This is a genomic window from Burkholderia sp. MSMB1072, from assembly GCF_001524725.1.
Taxonomy (GTDB): Bacteria; Pseudomonadota; Gammaproteobacteria; order Burkholderiales; family Burkholderiaceae; genus Burkholderia.
Map to the genome: position 1 here is coordinate 74,864 of NZ_LOYC01000011.1, position 11,850 is coordinate 86,713.

Here is an 11,850-nt window from a genome sequence, read left to right on the forward strand (position 1 = left end):
GAGGACGTCAAGCGTCAGGCTCCTTGCACGCCGTTGCGGCGGTTGTCGATCAGGCTGACGAAAATGTCTTCCAGCGAGCTCTGCGTCGTGTGCAGGTCGCGAAAGCCGATGCCGGCCGAGCCGAGCGCATTGATGAGCTTCGCGATGCTCGCGTCGTCGCGCTGCGAGTCGTACGTATAGACGAGTGCGGCGCCGTCCTCCGCGCGTTCGAGCCCGAACGGCGCGAGCGCGGGCGGCACGTCCGCGAGCGGCTGCTCGAGCTGCACGGTGAGCTGTTTCTTGCCGAGCTTGCGCATCAGTTCGCGCTTTTCCTCGACGAGCACGAGTTCGCCGCCGAGGATGATGCCGATCCGGTCGGCCATCTCTTCGGCCTCCTCGATGTAGTGCGTGGTCAGCAGGATCGTCACGCCGCTTTCGCGCAGCGAATCGACGAGCTTCCACATGTCGCGGCGCAGCTCGACGTCGACGCCGGCCGTCGGCTCGTCGAGGAACAGGATGCGCGGTTCGTGCGACAGCGCCTTCGCGATCATCACGCGGCGCTTCATGCCGCCCGACAGCGTCATCAGCTTGTTGTCGCGCTTGTCCCACAGCGACAGCGCCTTCAGCGTCTTCTCGATGTATGCGGGATCGGGCGCCTTGCCGAACAGGCCGCGGCTGAACGACACGGTGGCCCAGACGGTTTCGAACGCGTCGGTGGTCAGCTCCTGCGGCACGAGGCCGATCATTTCGCGGGCCGCGCGGTATTGATCGCGGATGTCGTGGCCGCTGACCGTCACGCGGCCTTCGGTCGGCGTGACGATGCCGCAGATCGAGCCGATCAGCGTCGTCTTGCCGGCGCCGTTCGGCCCGAGCAGCGCGAAGATCTCGCCGGGGCGGATGTCGAGGGTCACGTGCTTCAGCGCCTGGAAGCCGGACGCGTAAGTCTTGGAGAGGTCGGAGACGGAAAGGATCGGTTGCATGCTCACGGATGGCACGGCCGCCCGGCGCGACGGCGGGCGCCGCGCGTGCCCGGCGCCGCCGCCGCTGCGAAGCGGCCGGGACCGGGGACGGCATGGCGAACGGGCGTCATGTCGAACGGTATTGTGGTGCGGGATCGCGGGACCGCCATATTAGCAATCGGCAGATCGAAATGCATTTCGGTGGAAAGGCAGGGTCGTGCCGGTGCCGGATTTGCGTGAATGGCGGCGATATCGACTCATGATTCGGCGCTTTATTCGAGCGACGCGAACAATGAGGGCAGTTTTCCGCGAACCGGCTGCGACCGCGCGCCCGCTCGGCGGGCCGGCCGACTGTGCTGCCTGCCGGCCCGCGCGCCGTACCGGGACGGCACGCGTGGCGCTCGCGATAATGCGTTCCTTTCACGGTGATACGGAGCGGGCGCATGTCCTTGATCGATTTCAAATCCGTGGCGGACGCACAGGCTGCTGCATGGAAATCCACGATCGTCGGCGAAGTCGGCCCGGCCCGGATCAAGGTGCTGCGCATGGATGCGCAGCCTTACGAAGCGGAAGTGCACGACTACGACGAGGGACTGCTGGTGCTCGACGGCACGCTGATGCTGGAGGTGGAGGCGGAAACGGTCGCGGTCGGGGTCGGGCAGATGTATCTCGCGCGCGCCGGCACGCGCCACGCGGTGCTGCCCGGCAGCCACGGCACACTCGCGATCATCGACGTCTGAGGTTGCGGCGCAGCATGCGTGCGGGCCGCCGAAGGCTGGCCGGCTTGGCTCGACGCGGATCGGCGGTTGCCGTTCAAACGCGTGTTCCGGGGTCCGGTATTTGTCTGAGCAAATAAAATGAAGGCCGTTTGAAAAACTGTCAAATACCGTGCACCGGCTAGGATCGCGCGGTTTCATTCGTTTGGAACTCTGCATCCATTTACTTGTGGGAAGCGTCCGATCATAGTCTCGACAAACGACGCATCACGATAACGAATCAAGCGTACGTATGGAGACCACACCATGAGACGCCTATCCGTGGGGCCAGCGGGACTGCCGTTTTCCGATATTTCGCTGAATGCAGGCGCGACGCAGCTCGCGCGGCTGCATCGTCACCTCGCCGTGTAGCGGCAAGCCACTTTCCGTTTCGATCGTTCCGACGGCGCCGTGCCGCATGACGGCGCTGCGGGAGCGCGCTCGTCTGCTGCATGTGCCCGACCGGCATCGCGGCCGCCTTGCGTGCATCGTCATGCGCCGCGCCGTTCGTGCGGCGGCGCGATACCAACCGGCGGGCCATGCAGCCCGGCCGGACGAGACTTGTCGTACCTGAAAAGGAGGGGTTGATGATTTGCATTCCTGAATGGCGGAAGGCGATCCTGTCGTGCGCGGTGCTGGCGCTGCCGTTCGTCGCCGGTTGCGGCGGCGGCGACGATCCGGGGCCGATCACCGTGCCGCAGTGCTCGGGCAGCGCATGCGGGCCGAGCGGCGCGGAAACGACGCCGCCCGTCGTGACGAAGCTGTGTCCCGACGCGCTCGATTACACGACGACATATACGGGCGGCGCCGGCAGCGGCGAGTACGTGAAGGTGAAATTCGATACGACGAAGCTCACCTATCAGATGCAGTTCGTCGAATCGTCGGTGCCGACGTCGGCAGGGCAGATCAACGACACGCGCGCGGGCCTGACGATCAGCGGCGCGTTCCATCATCCGACCAATCTCCCGACGGCCGAGCAGAATCGTTGCGCGTTCGTGCTCGACAGCGGTGCGACGAGCGACGGTGCGTATTCGGTGACGATCAATCGCGCCGATCCGCCGATGCTGTTCGTCGGCAACGGCGTGGTGGGCGGCGGAATTCCGGGCGCGACGATTGCGTTCCAGGGCATCGAACTCGTGCCGGGTCTCTTCCTCGGCTCGGTGCCGTCGCGCACGTTCGACTTCTATCCGTTCATCGGCTTTACCGACACCGAAACGGATTTCGCGAAGGTGGCCGGCGTGTACAACGAAGTCGGCATTCACCTGCAGCCGACCGGCACCACCTATCAGACCACCACGCCGCAGGGATGGCAGCCGGACGTCGTGAACTGGAACCAGACGCTCAATGCGGACGGCTCGTGCACGATCACGCCAGGCAGCGACTACTCGTGCCAGACGACCGGCTCGCCGTGGACCTTGCGCAAGAATGCGGACGGTACGCCCGACAACGTGTTCGTCAGCCATGCGCAGTCGGGGCAGGCTTATCCTTCGGCAGGCCAGGGACAGCCGCTCGTGATCCTCGTGCCAAGCCAGGCGCACGGCGTGATGATCGTCGGCAAGCTGAACGGTGCGCTCGTGCCGGTCGTGATCCGCGTCGGGTATGCGTATGCCGCGCCGGGCAATCCGCTGGGTTCGGTGGCCGATGCGGAGGTCGGCATCTCGATGCTCGCTCCTGCCAAAGCCGTGGCGCCCAACCTGCTGAAGGGCGGGTTCATCGGTGCGACGAGTGCATCCGCGTGCGGTGTGGTGACCAACAACGGGCCGTCGGGCAGCGCGGCAGGCACGGCGCCGAGCTTCAATCCGTTCGTTCCGCACCCGGACCTGCCGGGCACGTTCAACACGGCTTTCAATTACTTCACGCCTTCCGCCGGCAACTGCAGCGACGGCACCGCCGTGTCGACCATCGCGGCGAACTACACGTCGACGCTGTTCCAGGGCAATACTGCGGCGTTCATCGACCCCCAGACGTCGAGGGCGACCGCGCAGTTCGGGTTGGACTATACGCAGGCGTCGCCCGGCAAGATCGCCGTCACGGCCAACAGCGACTTCAACGCGAAGGGTGCGACCGGCAACGTGGCGATCTTCAGCAAGGGCGACACGGGCTGGCTCGTGACGGCCGGCAACGTCTACGCGATGGTCGTCAACAACAACAAGGTCAACCCGTTCTTCACGGTCGGCGCGTTCGTCCAGTAACCCTGCATTGAACACGTAACACCGGCGGCGCATGCGTCGCCGCCGGCGAATCGAATTTCAAGAGGATTCCTATGAATGTGAAACATTGGATGGCCGCGGCGTCGCTCGCGCCCGTGCTGGCCGCATGCGGCGGCGACGGCGACCCGCCGCCCGCGCCGGTGGTGCGGCTGTGCCCGCAGACGATCGACTACAACACGGTGTTCGTCGGCGGCTCCGGGTCGGGCGAGCTCGTGAAGGTGCAGCTCGACACGACGAAGATGACGTACCGGATGACCTACCTCGCGTCGCCGGTGCCGACCGCGACGGGCACCGTGCAACCGACCCGCGACACGGCGCCCGCCAATGTGGTCGACGGCACGCTGGCCGACGAAACGGGGCTGCCGACGGTGAAGCTGAACCAGTGCACGTTCCGGATGCAGAACGCAAGCCTCGACCCGAGCCGGCCCGCGCGGCTGTTCCTCGGCGAAGGCGTGCTGGGCGGCGCGATCCCCGGCGCGACGATCCAGTTCGACGGCGTGATCGGCGTCGGCAAGATCCCGAAGACGACGTTCCCGTACTACCCGTTCATCAGCTTCTCGTCGCTCGAAACCGACCTGACGAAGATCGCCGGCACGTACAACCAGCTCGGCTATCACCAGGTGCCGTCGCAGAACTTCCAGCCGGTGGCGCTCGACCAGAAGGTGACGATCAACGCGGACGGCAGCTATACGGAAACCGACAACTTCGGCAAGAAGAACGGCGGGCAGCCGCTTGCGTCGAGCGCGACCGTGAACCAGCCGTTCACGCTGCGCCCCGATGCACCGGCATTCCAGTCGCTCAACTACCAGCCGCAGATTCCGCCGACGCTCGCCGCACTGGATCCGGCGAAGGCCGGCAAGGGGATCCTGATCGTCGGCAAGCTGCGCAACCAGCTCGTGCCGATCTTCATCCGTACCGGCGCCGCGAACGCGGACCTCACGCAAGGCCCGCCGAGCGCGGACGACGAATCGGGCATCTCGTTCCTGAGCCCGCAGACGGCCATCGCGCAGGGCTCGCAGGACGGCGAGTACACGGGCGTCGACAGCGCGTTCAACTACCGCGCGACCGCACTCGTCGGCGCACAGGCCACGTTGCTCGATCCGTTCAACGCGTCGCAGGCCGCGCTCACGCGCGCGCTGAACCTCGACTACACGCAGAAGGTGCCGGGCGTCGTGACGACCGTGCATGCGGACGCGGCGTCGGGGCCGGCGACCGGCAAGTTCGTGTTCACAGGCGGCGTGTTCGGGTTCCTCGACATGGCCGATACGAGCAACCCGTACTTCACGGTCGGCGCGTTCGTGCAGTGACCGCGTGCGGATGGAGACACGGCGGCGCCGCGCGCGAATGCGCGGCGCCCGGACGGAACGAGGGGGAGACTTCATGAAGAAGCTGATTGTCGCGGGTGTCGTCGCAGGCGTATCGACGCTCGCATCGGCCCAGCAGGCGGGCGACAACGTCGCGACGCTGGGCTGGCTGCACATCATGCCGCAGGATTCGACCAACGGGCTGACGACGAATCTCGCGAACATGCCGATCAACGGACCGTTGCGGCTGCCCGGGTCGTTCACGTCGCCGGGCACGAGCCTGACGGTCAACAACGCCGATACGGTCGGCCTCACGCTCACGCACTTCTTCACCGACCACATCGCGGTGACGTCGGTGCTCGGCGTGCCGCCCGAGTTCACGCTCACCGGGCACGGCGTGATCAGGCCGCCTGGGCCGGCCGGTGCGCTCGGCAACGTCGACATGGACAAGTCGGCGAACCAGCCGGCCGTGAAGAACGCGCGGCAGTGGAGCCCGACGATCATTCTGCAGTACTACTTCAATTCGTCGACGGCGAAGTTCCGCCCGTTCGTCGGAATCGGCGTGGCCTACAGCTGGTTCAGCAACATCGAACTGAACGGCAACTTCGCGAAGGACATCAACGAGAACCTCGGCAGCGTGCTCGCCGCCGGCGCCGGCAAGCCGGGTGCGACGTCGGTGGAGGGCAAGGCGTCGTCGTCGTTCACGCCGGTCTACAACATCGGCGCGAGCTACGCGATCGACAAGCACTGGGGGCTCACGGCGACGCTGACGTACATGCCGCTGAAGACTTACTCGTCGCTCGTGATCAAGGCGGCCGACGGGTCGACGCTCGCGACCACGCGCACGAAGTTGAAGGCCGACCCGTTGATCACGTTCGTCGGGATTTCCTACAAGTTCTGAGCCGACCGGTGTGCATGACGCGTGCCGGCGGCTTCCTGCGACCGGCCGGCCGGCTCGTTCCGGCCGGAAGGTCGCGTTCCTGGCGGCGTGCCGCCATTTGTGAAGAGAGGGGGCAGTTCAAATGAGCATTCGCAAAATCGTATCGCTTGTTGCTGCAGTGGCTTTCACCGCGGTTTCGGCCGCGCCTGCTTTCGCCGTCACCGTTTCGCGTGCGGACGGTCAGCCGATGAATCCGAACGGCGAACCGTTCTCCGCTTCGGGCATCACGAACCTCAGCAAAGGATCGATCTCCGCGGGCTGTACCGCGACCTTCAACGGCACGATCACGTCGACTGGCATCGTCAACATCACGTCGACGACGTTCACGGGCGGCGCGACGTGCTCGCTGATCAGCGGCAGCGCGAGCAGTACGTCGCCGTGGACGGGCCAGGCCGACAGCACGACGCAACTGTCGATCAACAACGTGAAGGTGAACGTCACGCTGCTCGGCACCTGCGGGCCGAGCAAGGTCGTGACGGCGTGGAGCGATGCGAACTCGTCGCTGACGTTCAACAACGCCGCGCTGACGCCGGACTGTACGGTGGGCGGTACCGTCCTGACGTCGCCGAAGTTCCACGTGCAGTAAGCATCGCGCGATCGAAGCGGGAACCCGCCGCGCACGAGGGCCGTGCATGCGGTATGGGCGGCGGGTTTTCGCGGCTTTGACGGGTTCGTGCCGTCGCGCGTATCGGCGCGGCGGCCGGTCGACCGCCCGTGTCGCGATCCGACGCGGGTGGAGCGACAGAGCCGGCGTGGCGTGCTGTGCCTCCTGATCCCATTGAAACAAGACCAAGCCAATTGGCCAGAACCATCCCGGACGACCCATGCTTACCGATCCAGCAAAGTATGGCGATACCCGCGGCGCGACGCCCGACCGGCTGCGCACGGCCGCGTGGTTGCAGTACCTGATCGACCATCTCGACGCGGCGGTTTGCGCGGCGACCGCGAGCGATGCCGGCGACAGGACCGTCGTCGCGTCGCCCACGATACGTGTGGGGACTGGCGCGAGCCTGTCCCGGGAAGCGACTGCCGTTCTCCACCGGCTGGCGCCGTGGGTCGCAACGGACGGCGGCGGATGTGCATGCGACCCGGCCGATCCGCTCGGCCCATGCTCGCATGTGCCGTCCGCGCCGCAGCTCGCCGAAGCCGAACATTGCTGCCCCGGCTCGCGCGCCGTATTCGACACCGCGCACGGCGTGATCGAGGCGTGCGCATTCGACGATCCCGACGTCGGCTGGGCCGCGCTCGAACGGATTGCAGATGGCGTCGAATGCGGCGGCGACGCGGGCGCACGCATCGCGAACGAACATGACGGGCAGCGCGAGACGCCGCCTGCGAAGAACCTGAGAGCCACGCTGACCGCCGTCGCGGCAACGCGCACGGCAACGCCGGCCCGTCCCGGCGCCGTCATCGACGCGATCGTGCTGCGCGTCTGCGGGCCGCGCGACGATGCAGCGCGCGTCGACGAGATGGCCGCGCTCGCGATGTTCTGCGCGGACCTTGCGGCCGGCAAGGAGATTTCCTTCGCCGCGTACGGCGGTCAGCACAATCTGGTGGCACGGGCGATTCGCGAACGACGCACCGATCTCGCGTCGGTGGACGGCTTGCTCGCGGCGGTGTCCGTATGCCGGCTCGACCGGCTCGTCGGCGCGGGCAGTTTCTGGGCGTATTACCTGCTCGCGGGCATCGTGATCGCGGCGCCGGGCTTGGTGCGCGAGTTCGCGCGGCGTTTTCATGGAGACGCGTGGCAAGCTTGGCTCGACGAAGCGCTCGCGTGGCCGGCGGTCGACCGCTTCGGGATGAAGGAGGATGTCGCGTTCGATCGGCTACGCGGCGCGATGAGCCTGACGTCGCGATCGAATCCGATCGTGCGCGCGAAACGCGTGCGGTCCGTTACGCGGGTACGGTTTTCCGGAGACTGAATGAATATGGCAGCGCACCCCATCCCTTCCGTCGATGCGGCGATCGTGCCGCTCGACCGCCTTCACTTCGTGGATCTCGAAACCGGCGCTTGCGGATTCGACAACTGGCTGCAGTCAGTCAGCGGCGGATATGTCACCTGTCGGGCCCCGGTATCGGCTTGGACGACGAAGTGCGGTTCCTGCCGACGCTCCCGCCGGTCGACAAGGCGACGATCGCGAGTGTGTGGCCGCGATTCGGTGAATGGCGCGTGCGCGCCGACACGGTGACGAACGCAAGTTCGATCGACGGCGTCTCAGCGTTCCGGCTCATTTGCCGGCGTGCCGCTATCGAGTTCGAACTTCCTGCGATCCTTGCCGCGAATCCAGTGAGGTTCTCTTCCACGCCCGCTCCACGTTGCTCCGCTGACCGGATCGAAGTAGCGCGGACGGGCCTTGCGCTTCCGGATGTCCGGGAACAGTTCGTCCAGGGTGAATTGAAATTCCACGACCGCCTTCAGAATCTCCGCCAACACTTTCTTTCGACAGGAAAATTTATTCTCATTGACCTTTTCCTCTGGCGCGGATTTTCTCGCCGGGCAATCTGAAGGCTCGTTCATCTTGGTCTCGTGTGGCGAATTGATATTGTAATTGGGTATGGAGTAATGTCATGGCCGGATCGGAAATTGCCGAGCCGAATTCGACTATTTCTCGATTCGTCGTAATGGCAGGTTTCGATATTTCAATGATTGTCGAAAGTGTGATTCCATAAATTCAAGTATGTAATTTGTGGTGAATTTTTATGAACTGGCGAACTTCCCGGGGGCGTATGAAATTGTATCGACGGCGGGCTGGGGGGTGATTCTTTAAATAAATATCTTTACATGATTTGCAGTTGTCGTTTTATTTAATTGATTTATTTTCCAATCCTGAGTGTCGTGGATTTTCACGATATTGGTGCATAGATGAGTTGGGCGATGACCGCGCCTGAAGGCGATGTATCGCGGGCGCGGGCGGAACGAGGGGAGCCGAGCTGATCGCCACGCGGTGTATCGACGCGATGTCGACCGAATAACACGCGTAAACCGGGAGCGTCGCGTGCGAGTCGGCGTGCACGAGCGGCTCGTCTGGCGGCCGGTTACAGACTACGGAAGACGAATGCGGATGGCGCGACAAGGGATGTCTGCAAGGCGTCGGTCGGGGCAGCCGCGCTCGCGCGAACAGGGGACGCGACGCAAGGGTTCGCGATCGGCGTGACGGCGGCATACTGTGCGTCGGTCCGTTTCCGCCTCCTTCATGCAATGACGCCCCGAGCGGCAGTCGCAACTGCGACGCCCGGGGCGCTGCGACTTACCACTTACCACTGATAGGAGACGCCTCCACCGTAAGTACTGCCATTGCTGCTGATCCCGACACCGAGCTTTGCCTTCAGGTTGTCGCTGAAGCGGACCGACACGCCGATTGCCGACGCCGAGTACCCTTGGTAGCTGCCGCCACCGATCCCGACCGCGATCGTTTTGCCCGGGTCGACTTCCGGAATCATCGTCAACGCGGTTGCCGCGGCGACGCCTGAGTACGCACGACGGGCCACCTCGTTGACGGTAGATTGGACGCCCCACAGTTGATTCATGTTCGCGGCGTCCGTGCCGTCGATACCAGGCGCCACGTTCGTCAGCCGACGTTCATTGCCCGGGGATCCGAAAGAAACGGTGTTCGGCGCGGAGGCCACCGAGCCCGTGCCGATCGCAACGGAGTTCGGGGCGCTTGCCATGCTGCCCTGGCCTACCGCGGTCGTATTGGCTCCCGAAGCCGTCGATCCTTGGCCCAATGCCGTCGAATTGTCGCCCGTTGCGGCTGCAGCTTGGCCGTCGGCCTTCGAGTTTTTCCCCGAAGCGATTGCCCCTTGACCCACGGCGGTCGAGTTTTGTCCCGACGCCATGGCGTCTTTGCCCACTGCGGTCGAATTCGCGCCCGACGCGGTCGCACTATGGCCGATCGCCGTCGAATTCGCGGATGCCGACGATCCTGAACCGATTGCGGTGCTGCCATCCGTCGTCTGCGTTTTGATCGAGATCAGCGGCGCGACCGCGGTCGAAAGAGACGACAGGCTGGCGTTGGTCGTCGAAAGGCCGGTCGACAGCGATGCGACGTTGCTGGTTGTCGAACTCAGTCCTGTCGACAACGACGTAATGCTGCTGCTCGTCGAACTGAGCCCGGTCGACAGCGAACTGATCGCAGTCGAGGTCGACGTGGACAGCGACGCCACGTTGCTGTTGGTCGAACTCAGGCCGGCGGACAGCGCGTCGACTGCCAGGTTCGTCGCGTTGAGCTGGCTGCCGTTGATCGCGTCCGTGCTGGTAGCGTTGACCTGACCGGCGGCGACGTTCGTGATCTGGCGCTCATGACCCGGTGAACCCACGCTGAGCACTCCGATCGGTTTGGTGCCGTAGACCGGATATGTGATGCCGCCGACCGTGACGGTCGACACGCCGACCGCGTTGCCCGTGACCGAGCCCGCGCCGAGCGCGATCGAGTTGGCGACGTTCGCGGTGGCGTTCGAGCCGAGGGCGAGCGCGTTGGCCGCGCTGGCCGTGGACTGGTTGCCCAGCGCAATCGTGTTGTCTGCGGTGGCCTGGTTCGACGTGCCGAGGGCGAGTGCGCTCGTGCCGGTTGCAGTGTTCGCGTTGCCGAGCGCCACTGCGCCGTTGCCGGTCGCCGTGTCGTTCGCGCCCATCGCTACCGCGCCGTCGCCGCTCGCCGTGTTGCCGGAGCCGACCGAGACTGCCTTGCCGCTCGTTGCCGAGGCATTCTGGCCGATGGCGACCGCGCCGTCCGCAGAAGCGTTGGCGCTGTCGCCGACGGCGACGCTGCTGACACCCGTTGCGGAGGCGCCGACGCCCGCGGCGAGCGCGTTGGGTGCCGTTGCGCCCTTGTTGTCGTAGTTGCCCTGCTGCGTGCCGTTGTCGTTGACGCTGTAGTAGTGCGTCTTCGCGGCATCGATCGCGGCCGACGTCGACGTCGACATCGATGTCAGCAAGCTGTTGGTGGAGCTCAGGCCGGTGGATAGCGACGAGACGTTGCTGTTGGTGGAGCTCAGGCTGGTGGACAGCGACGAGACATTGCTGTTGGTCGAGCTCAGACCGGTCGACAGCGACGAGACATTGCTGTTGGTGGAGCTCAGACCGGTCGACAGCGATGAAACATTGCTGTTCGTCGAGCTCAAACCGGTGGACAGCGACGAGACATTGCTGTTGGTGGAGCTCAGGCCGGTCGACAACGACGAGACGTTGCTGTTGGTGGAGCTCAAACCGGTGGACAGCGACGAGACGTTGTTGTTAGTGGAGCTCAGACCGGAGGACAGTGACGAAACATTGCTGTTAGTGGAGCTCAGACCGGTGGACAGCGATGAGACATTGCTGTTGGTCGAGCTCAGGCCCGTCGACAGCGACGAGACATTGCTGTTGGTGGAGCTCAGGCCGGTCGACAACGACGAAACATTGCTGTTGGTGGAGCTCAGGCCGGTCGACAACGACGAAACATTGCTGTTGGTGGAGCTCAGGCCGGTCGACAACGACGAAACATTGCTGTTGGTGGAGCTCAGGCCGGTCGACAACGACGAGACGTTGCTGTTGGTGGAGCTCAGGCCGGACGACAACGACGAAACATTGCTGTTGGTGGAGCTCAGGCCAGTCGACAGCGATGAAACATTGCTGTTCGTCGAGCTCAAACCGGTGGACAGCGACGAGACATTGCTGTCGGTGGAACTCAGGCCGGTCGACAACGACGAAACATTGCTGTTGGTGGA

At 64.8% G+C, this 11,850-nt stretch carries 8 protein-coding genes and 1 pseudogene; 6 read left to right on the forward strand and 3 right to left on the reverse strand.

Features of this window, described 5'->3' with window-relative positions:
* Positions 1-14 precede the first annotated feature (14 nt).
* The gene (locus WS89_RS06770; protein WP_059790058.1) at positions 15-959 is read right to left on the reverse strand and encodes an ABC transporter ATP-binding protein; all 945 of its coding nucleotides are present in this window, start codon (positions 957-959) and stop codon (positions 15-17) included.
* A gap of 422 nt (positions 960-1,381) precedes the next feature.
* On the opposite strand from WS89_RS06770, the gene WS89_RS06775 reads away from it, so the two are divergent.
* The 6 genes from WS89_RS06775 to WS89_RS06800 all read left to right on the forward strand — a co-directional run bounded on the left by WS89_RS06775 (position 1,382) and on the right by WS89_RS06800 (position 8,069).
* Entirely contained in the window at positions 1,382-1,678 is a 297-nt protein-coding gene (locus WS89_RS06775) for a cupin domain-containing protein (protein WP_059790060.1), read from the forward strand.
* Positions 1,679-2,280: 602 nt separating this feature from the next.
* Complete coding sequence (locus WS89_RS06780; RefSeq protein WP_059790062.1) at positions 2,281-3,885, forward strand: DUF2957 domain-containing protein; 1,605 nt, start codon at positions 2,281-2,283, stop codon at positions 3,883-3,885.
* Positions 3,886-3,956: 71 nt separating this feature from the next.
* Positions 3,957-5,210 (forward strand): DUF2957 domain-containing protein, encoded by a 1,254-nt coding sequence (locus WS89_RS06785; RefSeq protein ID WP_059502257.1) that lies wholly within the window; start codon positions 3,957-3,959, stop codon positions 5,208-5,210.
* A 73-nt stretch (positions 5,211-5,283) separates the two neighbouring features.
* A complete protein-coding gene (locus WS89_RS06790) occupies positions 5,284-6,108 on the forward strand; it encodes an OmpW/AlkL family protein (RefSeq protein WP_034204235.1) in 825 nt (274 codons plus the stop codon).
* A 121-nt stretch (positions 6,109-6,229) separates the two neighbouring features.
* Entirely contained in the window at positions 6,230-6,733 is a 504-nt protein-coding gene (locus WS89_RS06795; RefSeq protein WP_059790063.1) for a hypothetical protein, read from the forward strand.
* Between the two features lie 238 nt (positions 6,734-6,971).
* Positions 6,972-8,069, forward strand: coding sequence for a hypothetical protein (locus WS89_RS06800; protein ID WP_059790065.1), 1,098 nt, complete (start codon positions 6,972-6,974; stop codon positions 8,067-8,069).
* A gap of 293 nt (positions 8,070-8,362) precedes the next feature.
* Here WS89_RS06800 and WS89_RS31960 read toward each other — a convergent pair whose 3' ends face one another.
* Both WS89_RS31960 and WS89_RS06810 read right to left on the reverse strand, forming a co-directional pair.
* Complete coding sequence (locus WS89_RS31960) at positions 8,363-8,665, reverse strand: H-NS histone family protein (RefSeq protein ID WP_082741812.1); 303 nt, start codon at positions 8,663-8,665, stop codon at positions 8,363-8,365.
* A gap of 737 nt (positions 8,666-9,402) precedes the next feature.
* Positions 9,403-11,685, reverse strand: a pseudogene (locus WS89_RS06810) (YadA family autotransporter adhesin); the annotation flags it as partial.
* Positions 11,686-11,850: the final 165 nt, after the last annotated feature.